At 68.6% G+C, this 17,788-nt stretch carries 12 protein-coding genes; 7 read left to right on the top strand and 5 right to left on the bottom strand.

Annotated elements, in window-relative coordinates; all coding sequences use genetic code 11:
• Positions 1-136 precede the first annotated feature (136 nt).
• The gene (locus E3O28_RS15775) at positions 137-1,867 is read left to right on the top strand and encodes a stealth family protein (protein ID WP_104099552.1); all 1,731 of its coding nucleotides are present in this window, start codon (positions 137-139) and stop codon (positions 1,865-1,867) included.
• On the opposite strand, the gene E3O28_RS15770 is transcribed toward E3O28_RS15775, so the two are convergent.
• Positions 1,797-2,735, bottom strand: coding sequence for a phosphodiesterase (locus E3O28_RS15770; RefSeq protein ID WP_134416762.1), 939 nt, complete (start codon positions 2,733-2,735; stop codon positions 1,797-1,799). The two genes, E3O28_RS15775 and E3O28_RS15770, sit on opposite strands and share 71 nt — an antisense overlap.
• Before the next feature lie 283 nt (positions 2,736-3,018).
• On the opposite strand from E3O28_RS15770, the gene E3O28_RS15765 reads away from it, so the two are divergent.
• Genes E3O28_RS15765 through E3O28_RS15750 form a run of 3 tightly spaced genes read left to right on the top strand, consistent with a single transcriptional unit; the run spans position 3,019 to position 7,452 of the window.
• Positions 3,019-3,870 carry a phosphatase PAP2 family protein gene (locus tag E3O28_RS15765; protein ID WP_134342434.1) on the top strand — a complete coding sequence of 284 codons (852 nt, stop codon included), beginning with the start codon at positions 3,019-3,021 and terminating at the stop codon, positions 3,868-3,870.
• 55 nt (positions 3,871-3,925) lie between these two features.
• Complete coding sequence (locus tag E3O28_RS15760) at positions 3,926-5,179, top strand: type III polyketide synthase (protein ID WP_233191158.1); 1,254 nt, start codon at positions 3,926-3,928, stop codon at positions 5,177-5,179.
• A gap of 47 nt (positions 5,180-5,226) precedes the next feature.
• On the top strand, positions 5,227-7,452 hold the full coding sequence (locus E3O28_RS15750; protein ID WP_347232398.1) for an FAD-dependent monooxygenase: 2,226 nt from the start codon (positions 5,227-5,229) through the stop codon (positions 7,450-7,452).
• A gap of 568 nt (positions 7,453-8,020) precedes the next feature.
• Here the strand turns inward: E3O28_RS15750 and E3O28_RS15745 are convergent.
• From E3O28_RS15745 to E3O28_RS15730, 4 genes are all read right to left on the bottom strand, one after another.
• The gene (locus E3O28_RS15745) at positions 8,021-10,072 is read right to left on the bottom strand and encodes a glycogen debranching N-terminal domain-containing protein (protein WP_134416760.1); all 2,052 of its coding nucleotides are present in this window, start codon (positions 10,070-10,072) and stop codon (positions 8,021-8,023) included.
• 190 nt (positions 10,073-10,262) lie between these two features.
• Entirely contained in the window at positions 10,263-11,171 is a 909-nt protein-coding gene (locus tag E3O28_RS15740) for a carbohydrate ABC transporter permease (protein WP_134416758.1), read from the bottom strand.
• The gene (locus E3O28_RS15735) at positions 11,168-12,262 is read right to left on the bottom strand and encodes a sugar ABC transporter permease (protein ID WP_134373013.1); all 1,095 of its coding nucleotides are present in this window, start codon (positions 12,260-12,262) and stop codon (positions 11,168-11,170) included. The genes E3O28_RS15740 and E3O28_RS15735 overlap by 4 nt, the downstream gene beginning before the upstream one ends.
• A 6-nt stretch (positions 12,263-12,268) precedes the next feature.
• Positions 12,269-13,528 carry an extracellular solute-binding protein gene (locus tag E3O28_RS15730; RefSeq protein WP_134342176.1) on the bottom strand — a complete coding sequence of 420 codons (1,260 nt, stop codon included), beginning with the start codon at positions 13,526-13,528 and terminating at the stop codon, positions 12,269-12,271.
• Positions 13,529-13,740: 212 nt separating this feature from the next.
• On the opposite strand from E3O28_RS15730, the gene E3O28_RS15725 reads away from it, so the two are divergent.
• From E3O28_RS15725 to E3O28_RS17145, 3 genes are read left to right on the top strand one after another with little or no spacing between them, the layout of a single operon-like run.
• Positions 13,741-14,790: a LacI family DNA-binding transcriptional regulator gene (locus E3O28_RS15725; protein WP_104099335.1), complete on the top strand. Its 1,050-nt coding sequence runs from the start codon at positions 13,741-13,743 to the stop codon at positions 14,788-14,790.
• A 16-nt stretch (positions 14,791-14,806) separates the two neighbouring features.
• Positions 14,807-15,655 carry an SDR family NAD(P)-dependent oxidoreductase gene (locus tag E3O28_RS15720; RefSeq protein WP_104099336.1) on the top strand — a complete coding sequence of 283 codons (849 nt, stop codon included), beginning with the start codon at positions 14,807-14,809 and terminating at the stop codon, positions 15,653-15,655.
• A gap of 51 nt (positions 15,656-15,706) precedes the next feature.
• Positions 15,707-17,578: a methyltransferase gene (locus E3O28_RS17145; protein ID WP_241973169.1), complete on the top strand. Its 1,872-nt coding sequence runs from the start codon at positions 15,707-15,709 to the stop codon at positions 17,576-17,578.
• Positions 17,579-17,788 lie beyond the last annotated feature (210 nt).

Here is a 17,788-nt window from a genome sequence, read left to right as displayed (position 1 = left end):
CCACCGCGTTCCGCCGGCTGCTTCGCTCCGGTCTCTGAACCGGTCGTTGCTGTCCGGCATCAACGGACGCACTCTCCCCGGCACTGCGTGTGGTTGCCTCGTGAATGAGTGTTCCCAATTCTTCTCGAGGAGGACCATGGCCACGTTCGATCGCCCGGAAACCGAGCGTCGCTCCTCGAACGAACCGGCAGACAACCTGCCCGTGCTGACGCTGAGCCAGGAACCCGAGCTCGTGCTGCTCTCACCCGACCCGCGCACCCGCCGTTTCGACCGTGATGACGTGGTCGTGCGCAAGGGCGAGATCAACTTGATCAACGGTCACTTCACCCCCCACGAGTCGATGGTCAAGGACCTCCTCGCGGTCCGCGACGCGCTCGAACGGGCCGGCATCGACTTCCTGCTCGTGCGCGGCGACGGGGACCGCCCGGTGATCGCGGTCGACCGCAAACGCCGCAAGAACCTCACCCGCATCCTTGCGGAGGCTTTCGCGAACGAGCCCTTCTACGCCAAGCCCCTCGACGGGAATCTGACCCCGGCCCTGCTCCTGGCGGACGGCGCCCTGACGACGCTGCGCAAGTCATCCGTCTTCCGGGTCTACCGACCGCGCATCGAGCCGATCGGCCGCCTGCGCTACGGCGCCGAAACGGCCTTCCAGTTCGAGCTCTGGCACTTCGGCGACGATGAGATCGTCGCGCCCGTCGAGAACTCGCTGATGCGGGCACGTCTGCCGCGTTCGGAGGCCCGCGAGACCACGATCGACCTCTTCGGGCGCACCTGGCGCACCCTGCAACACATGTTCGACGACCTGGCCAGCGACGTCAGTTTCGACATCGACATGGTCTTCTCCTGGGTCGACGGCTCGTCCAGTGATTTCCAGCGTGAACGGGCCAAGCGCATGCAGGCCTATGTCGTCGGAGACGGCGACGATTCGGATGCCCGTTTCCGCCAGATCGACGAGCTCAAGTACGCCCTCCGCAGCGTCTACATGTTCGCGCCCTGGGTGCGCCGCATCTTCATCGCCACGGATTCGCCGGCCCCGGTGTGGCTGGCCGAGCACCCGCGCGTCACCATCATGCGCAGCGAGGATTTCTTCCCCGACCTGAGTGTTCTGCCCACGCACAACTCGCACGCCGTGGAGAGTCAGCTGCACCGCATCCCCGGACTGGCCGAGCATTTCCTCTATTCCAACGACGACATGTTCTTCGGCCGCCCTGTCGGACCGGAGCTGTTCTTCTCTCCGGGCGGCGTGACCAAGTTCATCGAGGCATCCACCCGGATCGGCCTCGGCGAGAACAACACCAGCCGCAGCGGGTTCGAGAACGGCGCCCGGGTCAACCGCGCCCTGCTGCGCGATCGGTTCGGCAAGGTCACCACGCGGCACCTCGAGCACACGGCGGCGCCGCTCCGCAGGAGTGTGATGCAGGAACTCGAAGCGGAGTTCCCCGGCGATTTCGCCCGCACTGCGGCCAGCCAGTTCCGCTCAGCGACTGATATCTCGGTCACGAACTCGCTGTACCACTACTACGCGCTGATGACCGGGCGGGCGGTCGAGCAGACCCAGGCGCGCTCACTGTACATCGAAACCACGCTGAAGCTGGCACTGCGTCAGATGAACGCCCTGCGCAAGCGCCGCGACCAGGACATGTTCTGCCTGAACGACGGCAGCAACCCGGAGATCTCCGACGAGGTTCGCCGCGCGGCCGTGACCGACTTCCTCGAACGTTACTTCCCGATCGTCGCCCCGTGGGAACGCGAGAACCAGCTCGTTCCCGGCCAGGCCGGGCACACGCCGCCGTCTAGTGCAGAACCGGGATCGGTGTGGTCATCGGGGGTTCGCGGAACGTTGGCAGAGTACCCGCGGGCATGATCCGAATGTTGTCGCCGGCGAGCCGTCGCGCACTTTCCGTCGCGTCGACGTAGTCCAGCGCCGGGTAGTCACCCAGCGGAACGACCGAGTGCAGTATCGTGTCAGCGAACACATGCACGAGGTTGAAGGTGCGTGCCCCGTCGCGGCCCCGCGTGCCGCCGACCGGAACATTCAGGTCCTGGGTGTAGCAGGTGGCCGACGCCACCGACACCGGAATGCCCGCGAACGTCGCGGTCGAGGAGTAGTGCAGGTGCCCGGCGAGGATGCTGCGCACATCCGAGCCGCGCAACACCTGTGCAAGACGGGCCTGGCCGCGCAACTCGACCGACACGGCCAGGTCGAGCACGCTCGGCACGGGCGGGTGGTGCATGGCCAGAATGGTGCCGTCTGGCGCCGGGACGCTCAGCTGGCCGGCCAGCCAGCGCAGTTGGTCGTCGGTCACGGCGCCGTGGTGGTGGCCGGGAACGGAGGTGTCGAGCGTGATCAGGCGCAGGCCGCCGATGTAGTCGACGTGGTCGATCGGCTCGGTGGTCGCCGGCCCGTTCAGCAGCGTGCTGCGGAACGCCGCCCGATCGTCGTGGTTGCCCATCACCCAGAAGACGCGGGCACCGAGCCGCGCCGCGGCCGGCTCGACGATTAGTTGAGCGGCCCGGTAGGCATCCGGTTCGCCCTTGTCGGCCAGGTCGCCCGTGATGATGATGGCGTCGGGTCGGCCGGAGGAGGCTTCGACCTCCGCGAACAGCTGCGCCAGATGGGCGGTGCTGTCGACCTGGTCGTACAGGCGCCCGCCGTTCGCAAGCAGGTGGGTGTCGCTGAGGTGGAGTAGAAAATGATCCGGCTTGGGGTATTCGGCCGTTCGAATGTTCACGGAGCATCCATTCGTTGGGGCTAAGAGCTCTTCGAAGAGTTGGCTGACTCTACTCTGATTATTTGAGCAGCATGAGCTGAACCTTAGGTGAATGCCAGGCGAACACGGTGAAGAACCCGGGTGTTTCGCCTCCGGGCCCGTCGTCACCGCGAGATCAGGACGTGGTCTCCTTCCTACCCTCTTGCGCCTGCAACGGCTGCTCGGCCGAGGTGGCTCACCGAGGGATGGGTCAGGCCCGAGGTCCGAACGGAGTCAACCGCGCCGCCGCGTGCGAAGCTAGAGCGTGCGCACCTCTTCGTCGATCAGCCCCGTTCGCTACCTGGTGGGGGCGTTCGTCGCAATCATCCTGTTCGCCGGGCTCTACCTCTACTTCGTGCGCACCCTCTCCGGCCAGACCATGGACCAGCTCGCCTTCGACGGCGCGGAGTTCGGACGCCGCAGCGTCACCCCGCTCGCGCAGGAGCTGCTGGATGCCGTTCCGCTGGTCTCCGTCATCGCCGGACTGCTGCTCACCGGGGTCGTGACCGTCGTTCGGCGCAACGGCAGGACCCTGATCGTGGCCTGCGGGGTAGCGCTGGCCGCCGTGTTGAGCACTCAGCTGCTGAAGATCATGCTCCTGACCCGGCCGGACCTCGGGGTGGAGGGCTACGACGGCAACTCGTTCCCCTCGGGACATACAACGGTGGCGGCGGCATCCGCTCTCGCCGTTTTCCTGGTCGCGAGTCCCCGCACGCGCGGCCTCGCCGCCCTCGGCGGTTCCGGCTTCGCCATCCTGGCCGGGGTCGCCACGCTGGCGAACGGCTGGCATCGGCCCAGCGATGTCATCGCGGCTCTGCTCGTCGTGGCGGTCTGGGGTTGCGTGGCCGGCCTGGTGCTGACCCGCGGCCCGTGGTCGATGGGCGGTGCACCGCGCGGCGGGACGAACGCCCGCCCGCCCAGAGTCGACCGCCTGCAGCTGCGCATCCTGATCCCGTTCGCCGCGGTCGCGGTCGCCGCGTTTCTGGTCACGTACTTCCGTGCGTTCGGCGATACCCCGGGAACCCTCATCGCGTACATCGGCGGCGTCACCGCGATCGTTGCCGCGGGGCTCGGGATCGGGTTCACGGGCATCCGTTTGTTCGCCCCGCTGCCCTGATCTGAGCGCATTTACGGGGGTGTGCCGGGCCGTGCCCACGTGTAACACTTGGGCTATGCCCGTCACTCTTAGAGCGCTCCAGACCGTGGTCCCCCCGACAGTACTGATCCAGGATCAGGTGCGCGACATCTTCGCCGCCCAGCCGGGACTCAGCCGCCTGGCTCAGCGCCTGGTGACCGCGTCGTTCAACCTGTCCGGGATCGACACCCGGCACACCGTCATTGACGAGCTCACTCTCGACAAGGCGTCGTCCGATCCCCAGTTCTTTGACGCCGCCACGCAGGAGCTGCTCAAGCCGAGCACCCGGGTGCGCAACGAGCTCTACATCGTGGAGGCGACGAAGCTGTTCGTCGAGGCCGGGCGGCGGGCCCTCGAGGCGTGCCCCGGCATCGAGGCCTCGGACATCACGCATGTGGTTACCGTGTCGTGCACCGGGTTCTACGCTCCGGGACCCGACTACATGCTCGTGCGCGAGCTGGGCCTGAACCCCGCGACCCAGCGCTACCACCTCGGCTTCATGGGCTGCTACGCGTCGATGCCCGCCCTGCGCACGGCGAAGCAGTTCGTCGACGCCGACCCGAACGCCGTCGTGCTCGTCGTCAGCGCCGAGCTGTGTTCGCTGCACCTGCGCACCTCGGACGACCCGGACACGATCGTCGCCTCCTCGCTGTTCTCGGATGGAGCTGCGGCTGGGATCGTCAGCTCCCGCGCCCCCGCGGCGGGCGAGAACGCCCTCAACCTCGACCTGTTCGAGACCGTGATCACGCCCATCGGCGAGGGGGACATGGCCTGGAAGATCGGCGACGAAGGGTTCGAGATGATCCTCAGCACCTACGTGCCGCACATCATCGACCAGCACATCGAGGGGGCGCTGGCACCCCTCTTCGCGCGGGACGTCGCGCTCAGCGCAGTGTTGGCGCCGGCGCTTGTGCCTTCCAGGGTGCCGTCGCTCCTGCCTGCCGGGGTGCCGGAGGGTGTCTCGGCCGGGTCGGTCGCAACCCTGGTCGCACCGGTTGACGTCGCGCCGGTCACCACACCGGCCACCGCGATCGCGCACTGGGCGATCCATCCGGGCGGGCGCAGCATCCTGGACAAGACCGAGGCGAAGCTCGGGCTGAGCGAGGCGCAGCTCGTGCCCTCGCGGGAGACTCTCCGCACCTACGGCAACATGAGCAGCGCGACGATCCTGTTCGTGCTCAAGGCCATCCTCGACTCCCCGGCCACGGATGACGGCGAGCGGGTCTGCGCGATGGCGTTCGGCCCGGGGCTCACGGTCGAATCCGGGCTGATGACCGTCACCGCCGGGTAGCGGAAGTGGGCATCCCGTCGATGCATTTCCCTTCGGCGCGCCGATCGTTGCGGAGTCGTCCCTTCCTGGGCGTCTCGTCGCTGGGCGTTCCGTCGCTGCGCCGGCGTGCGAGTGACGCCGTCGAGCTCATGGACGACCCCGACTGCGACCCCGTCAAACTCGCCAGCACCTACGCGAACTTCCGGTTTGTGAACGGCGTGGTGTCGGGGTGGCGCGGGATGTACCGCCGCGATATCCGGCCATTGCTGTCGAGCACTCGGGAGAGCACCCTGCTCGACGTCGGCTGCGGCGGCGGCGACGTGGCGCGGGCGCTGGCCCGCTGGGCCGCACGGGACGGCCTGCGCCTGCGCATCACGGCCGTTGACCCGGATGCCCGCGCGCACGCCTACGCGATGAGTCTGCCCCCACTGCCCGGACTGACGTTTCGGCGGGCGCTCAGTTCCGATCTCGTCGCAGAAAGGCGCCGGTTCGACGTCGTCGTCTCCAACCATGTGCTGCACCACCTCACCGGCGAACAGCTCGGCGGACTGCTCGCCGACTCGGAACGGCTCGCCGCGCACCGGGTGCTGCACGCCGACATCGAACGCAGCCGGTTCGCGTACCTCGGCTTCGGGCTCGGCACCTGGCCGCTCTTTCGCCGGTCGTTCATCCGCGACGACGGGCTCACCTCCATTCGCCGCAGTTTTACGGCGGCCGAGCTGCGCGAGGTGGTGCCGCCCGGGTGGCAGGTGACGCGGGAACATCCGTCGCGCCTCGTGCTGCGCCGGGTGGTGCCGACCGGACCGGCGTCTGCCGGGCTCGCGTCGGCTGTGTCGGCGTCGGCTGGGTCGGTTCTCGCTGACACGGCGTCGGCTGGGTCGGTTCTCGCTGACACGGCGTCGGCTGGGTCGGTTCTCGCTGACACGGCGTCGGCTGGGTCGGTTCTTGCTGAGACGGTGCCGGCGAGCGTGTCCTTTCCGGTCAAAAGTGACCGGCGCAACGGGCACTCTCGACCGGAAAGGGAACCTGAACGCGTGCACGTGCACGAGCGGGGGCAGGCGAACGACAGCGGGGCACGGGTTCGGGACGTGATCGTGGTCGGCGGGGGACCGGTGGGCATCCTGCTCGCTGGACTGCTGGCGGTGCGCGGTGTCGACGTGGAGGTGGTCGAGCAGCGAGCCAAGCCGTCGCTGCGATCCCGGGCCATTGGCATCCACCCGCCGTCGTTGCGGGCTCTGGAGCAACTGGGCGTGGCAGAAGAGGTGCTCGCCCGGGCGGTGCGCATCCGCGGCGGTGTGGTGCGCTCGGACGGGCGCACGCTGGGCCGACTGGCGTTCACCGAAACCGTCGACCGGATGCAGAGCGTGATCTCTCTGCCGCAGTTCGAGACCGAGGCCGTGCTGCGCGCGCGCTTCGCCGAACTCGCGCCCGGCCGGCTGCGCGGCGGCGTAACGGTGACCGGGGTGTCCGAGCGCGGTGGTCGGGTCGCGGTCGAGACGGCTAAGACAGTCGAGACGGCGAAGCCAGGCGGGACTCACGGGACGGTCGAGGGGATCGGGACGGGCGGGACGGGCGAGGGGGGCGTGTCTGCCGGCGAGACTCTCGAGGCTCGCTACGTGGTCGCCGCCGACGGCGCCCGCAGTCTCGTGCGCGACCTACTCGGCATCCGCTGCACCGCGCGCACCGGCGGCGAGACGTATCTGATGAGCGACTACCCCGACACGGGGGAGCATCTCGGGGAGGCCGTGCTCTTCTTCGAGCGGGGTGGTGTGGTCGAGTCGTTCCCGTTGCCGGGAGGCCGACGCCGCTGGGTGGCCATGACCCCGACCCTGCAGGCCGATGCGACGTCCGACGACCTGGCTGCGCTCATCCGTGCCCGCACCGGCACGCAGCTGCCTCCGACGACCGCGGAGGCCAGCGCCTTCTCGGTGCAGCAGCGCCTCGCCACGAGACTTGTAGCGGGACGGGTCGTGCTCATCGGCGACGCGGCGCACCAGATCAGCCCGATCGGCGGGCAGGGCATGAACCTCGGGTGGCTCGACGCGCTGCAACTGGCCCCGGCGCTGGAGCGGGCGCTGCGGGATCCGGAGGCCGCTTCAGGCGTGCTCGGGGATTACGACCGCCGCCGCCGGCGCAGCGCTCGGATGGCCGCCCGGCAGGCCGACTTCAACATGGCGATGGGCGGACCCGTGCAGGGGCTTCGCCTGCGCGCGCGGAACTGCCTCGTGCGCGCCCTCGCGGCGCCGCCCGCCAGCGCCGTGCTCGCCCGCGCCTTCACCATGCGCTGGCTGTAGCTCGCCGCCGCCGGCGCGCCCGCTCGACTCGATCGGCCCGGTGCGCTGGGGCTAACTCAGGAGAAACGTGCGGATGGTGTGGCCGAATCGCAGAACTCCGCGCAAACATGCGGAAATTTGCGGGGGCTCGGCCGCCGCTCGACGGAATCTCCTGAGTTGGCCACGACGTATGCGCGGCTGCTGCTGCTGCTGCCCGATGCGGGGTGCAGGTCGGTCCGTGCGCACAACTCCTCCAATTCGGCGGAGCTGCGGCACGGATGCCCGGGATGCCTGGGCGGTTCCGGGCACTCACCGGAATTGGCAGGAGTTATGCGCCGGGGCGATGGATGACCCGGGCCGGCCGGGTGGTGCGGGCTGGGCGGGGCTGGCCCGGTCGGGCAGGTCGTTGGGGCTAACTCAGGAGAAACGAGCGCACGGTGCGGTCGGCCCGCAGAATCATGCGAAACTTCGCGGGGCTGGGACCGCTGCTCGTGGAATCTCCTGAATTAGCCACGGAATGGAAGGCTCAGCTGGGTGTGCACGGCGAGACGGGCCGGGCCGCGACTAGCCGACGCGGGCCGGGCCGCGGCTAGCCGGCGCGGGCCGGCGCCGGCGGGGTCCGGAGGCCGCGCACTGCAACGTCGCCGACGACCGCGGGGATGATCGGGGTGGAGGTGACCTGGCCGGTGACCGGATCGGGTTCCAGGCCGAGCACGGTGCCGAGCACGGAGACCGCCGCCGCCGCCGACCAGGCCTGCGGGCGGCAGGCGGCCGGGTAGGGAACCGCGGCGGCAACCAGGGAGGACGCGTCGCCCGAGTGCAGTTCCGGCATGCGGTAGTCGAATGATTCGGCCGCCGCGAGCAGCCCCTCGATCAGGATGCCGGCCTCGGCACCGAAACCGGCGCGCCCCAGGCCGGCGATCGCGATCGCTGTGTCGTGGGTCCACACCGAGCCGCCGTGGTAGCTCAGCGGCCAGTAGCCGACGGAGTCCGTCGACATCGTGCGGAGACCGTAGCCGGAGTTCAACTCCGGGGACACTAGCCGGGCGGCCACGAGGGCGGACTCCTCCGCGGAGAGCAGCCCGGTTCCGAGCAGGTGGCCGATGTTGCTGGTCACAGTGTCGACCGGGCGCTTGAAGGCGTCGAGGGCGACGGCCGGGTAGCGGCCGGCGGGCGCGTCGATCCAGAACGAGTCCCGGAACCGGGTCTGGAGCGCGGCCGCCCGGGCGCGCCAGGCGTCGCCGCCGGCCCTGCCGAAGGCGTCGAGCAGTTCGGCGCCGCCGATATAGGCCTCGTAGGCGTAGGCCTGCACCTCGCAGAGGGCGATCGGTCCATCGGCGAGGCTGCCGTCGCGCCACTGGATCGAGTCGCCGGAGTCCTTCCAGCCCTGGTTCGCGAGGCCGTGGCCGGTGATGTCGACGTATTCGAGGAAGCCGTCGCCGTCGCTGTCGCCGAAGTCGCGCATCCAGCCGAGGGCCGCTTCGAGGGCAGGCAGCAGAGCCTCGACTTCTTCGGTGGCCAAACCCCAACGGTAGGCGTCGCGCAGCAGGCAGATCCAGAGCGGGGTGGCGTCGACGGTGCCGTAGTACAGCGGCGGCAGCGACAGGCTCTCGCCGGGCATCGAGTACACATCGGGGCGCAGTTCGTGCATGATCTTGCCGGGCTGTTCCGCGGTCTCGGTGTCGCTCTTGGTGCCCTGCAGCTGCGCGAGCAAGCGCAGCGTGGAGCCCGCGATCTCGGTGCCGAGCGGCAGCAGGAAGCGCGCCGCCCACAGGGAATCCCGGCCGAACAGGGTGAAGAACCAGGGGGCGCCGGCGGCCAGGAACGGCTCGGCCGGACTCGTCGTGGTGGCCATCCGCAGACCGGTCAGGTCGTCGAGCGCACGTGCCACCCAACGTCCGAGACGCTCATCGCCGGAGCGCACCGACACCCCGGACCACTCAGGCAGCCCCGATGCGGCCTGCACCACGGTGGCCGCGTGCGCGATCTCGACGGTCCACTCCACGGTGACGCTGCTTTTCGCGGGCACGGTGACCGACCAGGTGCCGGTGACCTCGGTGTCAGCCTCGGCGGTCGAGCCGGTCAGCACCCCGTCGTCGCTCACCCCCACCAGCGCCGCCACGGTGTCGGTCGACAGACGGATGCCCCCGCTCGCCTCCGTCACAACGACATCCGGTGCCGCGGGCAGGTCCACGCCCCCGAAAGCGTCGCGCTCGGCGGCACCCGCGAGGCCGGCCTTCACGGTCTGCATATCGGCGAAATCGGGCGTCAGGCGCACGGACACGGTCGTGTCGACAGCCTGCTCGAGTCCCGAGATGATCTCGATCCGTTCGGTCAGGCGCCCCGCGGTGACCGTGCGGGTGACTTCGAGCCGCAGCCGGGGGTCGGCGGTGCGGTCGTCGAGGTGGCGGAGCAGCGACGTGAAGGTGACCTCTCCCGCGCCGCGCTGGGCGTGTCCGATCGCTTCGCCGGTCTGGCCGCCGATCAGCAGGGACCAGCCGGAGAGGATCCGGGTGTCCGCGTGGTACAAGCCGTGGATGGGTTTGTCGGTCTGCCCGTCGGACCGCGACCACGCCTGGGTCGGGGCCGCCAGAACGATGGCGGAGTCATGGAGCAGAGGCTGGACGGGGTGAGAGAACATGAGCGAGGTACGACTCCAGAGGGGGTTGTGGTGCGGATCTGCAGAAGGAACAGAAGGAATGGAAGTAGAGAAGGGATGGAAGTAGAGAAGAAACAGAAGAAACAGAAGAAACAGAAGGAACAGAAGGAACAGAAGGAACAGAAGGAACGGAAGTAGCGAGCGAACGGAAGGAAAAGGGTGGAGAGAAGGACTACTCCTTCACCGCCCCATCGGTGGTGTTCATGATGCGTTTCTGGAAGATGAAGAACATCACCGCGACCGGGATGGTCATGATCGCCGCCGCGGCCAGCTTGAGTGGGTATTGCGTGCCCTGGCTGAGCTGCCCGGAGGCCAGTGACGCCACGCCCTTGGTCAGCGTCGTCAGCTCGGGGGACTGCGTGGCCACGATGAAGTGGGACAGTTCGTTCCAGGACCCTTGGAACGACAGGATGATGATGGTCACCAGGGCCGGCCGGGCCATCGGCAGAACGATCGACCAGAACACCCGGAAGGTGCTGGCCCCGTCGATGCGTGCCTGCTCCTCCACACTCGCCGGAATCGACTCGAAGAAGTTTTTCATGATGAAGACGCCCGCGGCATCCGTAAGCAGCGGCACGATCATTGCAACGTAGGTGTCGTAGATGCCGAGCTGGTTGATCACCAGGAACTTCGGGATCAGGAGCACGACCCCGGGCACGCTCATCACGGCGATGAGCAGCGCGAAGATCACGGTGCGGCCCCGGAAGTGCAGCCGCGCGAGGGCGTAACCGGCCAGGGAATTGAAGAAGACGCGGCCGAGGGTGACGAAGACGGTGACGATGGCGGAGTTCTGGAACCAGACCGGGAAGTCCGAGTTGAGGAACAACCTCTCGTACGCGGCCGTGGACCAGGTCTGCGGCAGCAGCGACATGGGATTGCTGGCGGCATCGCCATCCGTTTTGAAGGAGGTGGCGACCTGAATCAGAAACGGGGCGATGTAGATCATCGCCAGCACGACCAGGATCGCGTACAGCAGTGACCGGCCGGCGATCGCGCGGGTCGGCAACTGTTCTCGGCCCAGGGCGCGCAGGCGTCGGGAGGGAGAGACGGTGCGCTCGCGGGTTCTCACCGTGGTGCTCATTTCGAACCTCCGGATGTCGGGCTCTGCAGATACGGACGCATCCGCCGGTTGGAGACCTTGCGTTCGGCGAGCAGAGCGCGCTGGAACAGCGTGAAGGCCACGATGATGACGAACAGGATGAAAGCGATCGCGGCGCCCTGGCCCCAGGCCTGGTTGGTGAAAGCGGCCTGATAGGAGAGATAGGCCGGAGTGAGCGTGGTCTTGCCTGGTCCACCCTGCGTGCCGGTATAGATCTGGTCGAAGACCTGCCAGGCACCGATCAGGCCGAGGGTGAGCACGGTGAAGAGGGTCGGTCGCAGCTGGGGGAGGGTGACCCGCCAGAACCGCTGCCAGCCGTTGGCGCCGTCCATCATGGCGGCCTCGACGACGTCGCCGCTGAGGTTCTGCAACGCGGCGATGAACAGCAGCATGAACGTGCCGCTGGTGGTGAACACGGCCATCAGGATGAAGGCGCTCATGGCCACGGATGGCCCGGCGAGCCACTCCCAGAAAGAGATTCCGAGGAACGTGTTGCCCGTGAGCGCGGCTGGGCCGGTCTCGACGCCGAACGCTCCGAGGATGTTGTGCAGCACGCCGCTGGGGTCGTTGAACCAGTTCGGTCCGTTGACGCCGATGAACGCCAGCAGTTTGTTGACGGCGCCGCTGGCGCTGAACAGGAACAGCCAGAGCACCGTGATGGCCACCGAGCTGGTCACCGACGGGAAATAGAACGCGGTGCGGAAGAAGCCGCGGCCGCGCAGGATCTGCCGGTTGACCAGCACGGCCAGCAGCAGCGACAGCATGGTCTGGGTCGGCACGACCAGGAGGACGTACCAGGCGTTGTTACGCAGCGCTATGCCGAAGTCCTGTTCGGCCAGGCCGCCGCCGCCGACCAGGGCGGAGTAGTTGTCGAGGCCCACGAACGACACTGTGCCGCTGAAGGGGCTGCCGCGGCCGTTCCAGTCGGAGAAGCTGACCCAGAGGGCCATCAGCACCGGGATGACCAGGAACAAGCCGAGCAGGATGATCATCGGGGCGGTGAAGAGCCACCCCGAGGCGGTCTCGCCGCCCCGGATATTCGAGCGGCGAGCCGTGCGTGCAGGCGTCGACATGGTGGACTACTTCAGCAGTGCTTCGAGGTTCTTCTGCACGGAATCGAGAATCGCTTGCGCGTCCCCGGTCTTCAGCGACTCGAGCTGGGCGTTCAGGTCGCTCGTGACATCCGCGGCGCCCTGCACGTTGGGCACGCCCTTGGCGTAGTCGGCGCCGTCGAGGAAGGCCACCAGGGTGGGGTTGGCGCTCTTCCAGTCTTCGGCGGCCGACTTGATCGAGGGCATCGGGCCGAATTCTTCCGAGAAGGTGAGCTGGGCATCCTTGCTGGTGAGCTGTTCGACGAGCTCGAGCGCGCCGGCCTGGTTGGGGCTGTCGGCGGCGATGCCCCAGCAATTGGTGAACTGCAGGGTGCCCTGGCCCTCCGGGCCTGCAGGCAGCTCGGCGACCGTGTAGTTGACGTCGGGGAAGTCGCTCTTCATCGCGCCCGTGATCCAGTTGCCCTCAATGGTCATGGCCGAGAGCTGCTTGCCGAACGCCTCGCCACCCCACCCGGCACCGATTTCGCTGGCGTAGCTCATCACCCCGTCGTTCAGGAGGGTCTGCGCGTATTCGAGGCCCGCGACGTTCTCCGCGCTGTTCGCGGTGACCTCGGTGTTGTCTTCGCTCATCAGGCTGCCGCCGGCCTGGGCCATGAACGCGCCCAGACGGGCGTATTCGCCGCCGAGGGCGAGTCCGACCTGGCTGTCGGTCGTGAGCGTCTTGCTGACGGCCGCGAGCTCGTCCCAGGTGGTGGGGATGTCGGCATCCGTCAGCCCGGCCTGAGCCCAGAGGTCGTCGTTGATGATCAGACCCAGGGTCGAGAAGTCCTTCGGCGCGCAGTAGAAGTCGCCCTCGTACGTGAAGGAACTGACCAGGCTCGGGTAGAAGTCGTCCTTGTTGGCCAGATCGTCGCCGTAGGCCAGGAGCGAGCCGTTCGAGGCATAGCCGGCGAGCGCATCCGTCGACAGGTAGAAGACGTCGGCGGGCTTCTGGGCCGCGAAGCCCTGGGCGAGCTGCTGGTTGAGGTCGCTGGCGACGCTGACCTTGGCGTCGGTGCCAGAGGTCTCGGACCAGGCGGCCACGGCGGCGTTGACGGAGGCGGTCTCGGCGTCGCCGCTGGAACCGATCAGAATGTTGAGCCCCTGGGTGGAATCGCTCGTGAGCTCTCCGCCCGAATCGGCGGTGTCGCCGCCGAAGCCGGATCCGGAACCGCACGCGCTGAGGGTGAGGGCGCCGGCCACGGCGAGCCCGGTTCCGATCAGCCAGCGGGAGTTGCGTCGTTGCATCTTGTTTCTCCTTGAGTCGCGCATCGATGCGCGTTTGCTTGTGTAACGGTCACGATAGCTGAATTCATTTGATCGATCAAACTTTTTTTTGATCGATCTAATCACCGTGTTTCCGCGATCCGTCGAGACACGGTATTCTGTGCAGAACAATATTTGATCGTTCAATTCACGGGGGCAGGCGCGTCCGACAAGGGCGTGGGGCAGGAGCGGCGATGGGTGGGTTCCCCACGGTGACGGATGTCGCGCTCGCGGCCGGCGTCTCCCGGCAGACCGTCTCGAATGTGATGAATTCGCCCGGCATCGTGCGCACCGACACCCGCCAGCGGGTCGAGGCTGCCATCGCCGAACTCGGGTACCGGCCGCACGCCTCCGCCCGCCGGCTGCGCACGCGGCGCAGCTCGACCATCGGCATCCGGCTGGACCCGGTGATCGACGGCATCTCCGGTTCGGTGCTCGACCGGTTTCTGCACGCCGTGACCGAGCAGGCCGACGCCCAGGGGCTGCGGGTGCTGCTGTTCACGGCCACGAGCCCCGAAGACGAGATCATCCAGTTCCGGCGCCTGAACGACGGCGCGGATGTCGATGGTTTCGTGCTCACGTCGACGTTCGCCGGCGACCCACGCACCCGATGGCTGATCGAGAACGGCATCTCCTTCGTCACCTTCGGGCGGCCGTGGGGAGTCGACGATATGAACGACCCGCAGCACCTGTGGGTGGATGTGGATGGCTGGTCCGGCCTGCACGCCGCCACGCGGACACAGCAGGAGACCGGAGCCCGGCGCATCGCCTACATCGGCTGGCCCAGCCCGTCGGGCACCGGCGATGACCGCCGACGAGGCTGGTACGACGCGATGATCGAACGCGGCGACGTCTCGGAGCGGGACTTGGCCGAGCTGGAGATCGTCACCACTGACGGCGTCAGCCAGGGCACCGCGGCCATGCAGCAGCTGCGGCAGAACGCCGGCCAGATCGATGCCGTGCTCTGCGCGAGCGACTCGCTCGCCCTCGGGGCGATGATCGCGAACCCCGAGCGTGTGCCCGTCACCGGCTACGACAACACCCCCATCGCCGCCGCGATCGGGCTTTCCAGCGTCGACCAAGCAGTGGACGAGGTGGCCGCCGGAGTGCTCGAACTGCTCACCGGCGAGTTCGGCGGCAAGGTGCACGGAGCCCCCGAGTCGGCCGAACCCCGGCACCGGATGGTCACGCCCCGGCTGGTCGTGCGCGAGTTCGCCGCCATCCCGATGGACGTGCCGCGGTAGCCGCTAGCATGGCGCCATGACTCTCCCCGAGGTTGTCGGACTCCCTGCTTCTATCGGTGTCCCCGTCCCTCTCGCTTTCGCCCTGCCCGACGCGTGGAACCTCGCCGGTCGTACGGCCTTGGTCACCGGCGCCGGCAGCGCCTCCGGGATCGGATTCGCCGCGGCACGGATGCTGGGTGAGCTCGGTGCACACGTCGTGCTCACCGCCACGACCGAACGCGTGCACGAGCGAGCGGCCGAGCTGACGGAACGCGGCATCGCGGCATCCGGCATCGTCTGCACCCTCCACGCCGAGGCCGGCGCGCTGGTGCTCGCCGACTCCCTCGCGACCGCCGGGCTGGCGCCCACGATTCTGGTGAACAACGCGGGCATGGTCGCGGTCGGCGACGCCGAGATGCTGCACGGCGACGTGAGCACCACGTTGCCGGACGAGTGGGACCGCGGCCTCGCGATCAACCTATCGACTGCCTTCCACGCCACGCGCACCGTGATCGGCTTCATGCACGCGGCGGCCTGGGGGCGCATCGTCACAGTGTCCAGCGTGTCTGGGCCGGTGATGGCGTCGCGCGGGGACCTGACGTATGCGGCCGCGAAGGCTGGTCTGGCCGGGCTCACCCGAGCGCTCGCCGTGGATGAGGCCTGGCTCGGCATCACTGCCAACGCGGTCGCACCGGGCTGGATCGAGACCGGGTCGCAGCTGGAGAGCGAGGCAGTCGAGGGCGCGCTCGTGCCCGTCGGGCGCAGCGGCACGGCTGCCGAGGTGGCCTCCGTGATCGCCTGGCTGGCCTCGCCCGGCGCGTCATACGTCACCGGCCAGACGATCGTCGTCGACGGCGGTAACAGCGTGGCGGAGGAGCGCCGGTAGCGGCGGCCGGTCCGGCAGCCGGTCCGGCAGCCGGTGCAGTTGAATAGACGGGTGACTTCTGCACTGATCGACCGGCTTCGCGCCGACCTCGCCGCCGCCAACTTCTCGGTCTCGGCCCTCACTGGCCTGTGGGGGATCGAAGCGGATGCCGCGTTGCGCCGCAACCAGCGGGTCCCGGCGCTTCGGGGGCTGGACGGTCTCCGGGAGAGGCTCGGGCACGCCGAACCCTGCGCCACACTGGCTCGCCTGTTCGTGCTCGGCCTGCCTGTCGACCGTGCGGATCTCGATGTCGCCCTCCCCGCGCTGGGTGCCGTCGGGGCCGAGGAGCTCGGCCTCGCGGTATCCGTCGACGCCGGTGTCGACGCCGGTGTCGACGCCGATGTCCTTCCGGGTGTCGGCCCTGTTGCATCCGGTGCATCCGTTGCGGCCGGCACCCTCCGCCCGCTCCTCGAACTGCGGCCCTACAGCTTCGTCGACGCGCATGGCGCCGGAAGCTGGTGGATCGTGTCCGACCTGGGAGAGCTCGCACTCGGCCACCCGCTCGGCGAAAGCCATGTGCTCGGGGTGGGTGGGGCATCCCTCACATTGACCGGGCTCCTGATCCCGACCCCGGTGGCCAGCGCCCTCGACCTGGGCACCGGATGCGGAATCCAGGCCATGCACGCGTCCCGGCACGCCGACCGGGTGGTAGCCACCGACATCTCGGTGCGAGCCCTGGAGCTTGCCGCGCTCAACGCCGAGCTGAACGAGATCGGGAATATCGAGTTTCGCCTCGGGAGCCTGTTCGAACCGGTCGCGGGGGAGCGCTTCGACCACATCATCTCCAACCCTCCGTTCGTGATCACCCCGCGTGTGCCGGGTGTGCCGGCCTACGAATACCGCGACGGCGGCCTGGTCGGCGACGCGCTCGTCGAGGCGGTCGTGCGCGGCGCTGCCGAACATCTCACCCCCGGCGGCGTCGCCCAGCTGCTCGGGAACTGGGAGTACCACGCCGGCCAGGATGCCTTCGAGCGTCTGGCCGCCTGGCTCGCCGCCCCCGTCACCCCTGTCACCCCTGTCACCCCTGTCGCATCCCCTGCATCGCCAGCTTCCGCCCCGCTGCGCCCTGACGAATTCGACGGAGATTTTGCCCCAAACAGCCCGAATTCGGCGCGTTTGGCCCCTCTGGGAGCTGAATCTCCGTCGAATTCGCACACGCCCGGGGCGGAGGGTGCCGCCGGGGCCGAGGGTGCCGCGAGGGCCGGTGCCGAGGGTGCGCACGGGGGCCAGCAGGAGACCGTGCAGGCCACGGATGCCGCCGCACTCGACGCCTGGATCATCGAACGCGAGGTGCAGGCCCCCACGCTCTACGCCGAGACGTGGATCCGCGACGGCGGCACCCGCTCCGACACCGCCGACTTCGACCGCCTCTACGGGGCCTGGCTCGACGACTTCGCGGCGCGCGGCGTGAGTCAGGTCGGCTTCGGCTACATGCTGCTGCGCCGCCCGGCCGCCGGCACCCCCACCTTCCGTCGGCTCGAACGCCTCCCCGGCACCCTCGGCCACAATCCAGGAGGCATGGGCAGCCATCTTGCCGCTTGCCTCGCCGCCCACGACTGGCACGCGGCAACGGATGACGCCCGCCTCGCCCGCGCGCGGCTCGCCGTCGCATCCGATGTCACCGAGGTACGGCACTACTGGCCCGGCCAGGAGGACCCCACCCTGATGACGCTGCACCAGGGCACCGGCTTCGGTCGGTTGATCGCGCTGGACACCGGCCTCGCCGCCCTGGTCGGCGCCTCTGACGGCGAGCTCGACGTCGGCTCGATCGTCGCTGCGCTGGCCGAACTGCTCGACGTCGATGAGCGCGAACTCGCCGCGGACCTGCTCCCGCGCGTGCGGGAGCTGCTCGAGGACGGCTTCCTGCAGCATCGGCTCGCCTGACGTGCTGTGTGCTGCCATCGTCTGCTGCCAGCCACGTGCTGTGAGCTGACGCGCTGACGAGGACCCCGCCCGCCACCAACGCACGCTAGACCGCCACCAGCGCACGCTAGATGTTGTTCCCACACAGGTTGTGAGCGTGGCGTGAGCTAAAAAGGTGAGGACCTCCGGTATCGATTGGGTTACCACACTCAACACGATGCAACGGAGGCC

The sequence above is a fragment of the Cryobacterium sp. TMT2-14 genome (assembly GCF_004402465.1).
GTDB classification, from domain to species: Bacteria; Actinomycetota; Actinomycetes; order Actinomycetales; family Microbacteriaceae; genus Cryobacterium; species Cryobacterium sandaracinum.
The sequence above is the reverse complement of the archived record's forward strand: the minus strand, read 5'-3'. Positions and strand labels throughout refer to the sequence as shown.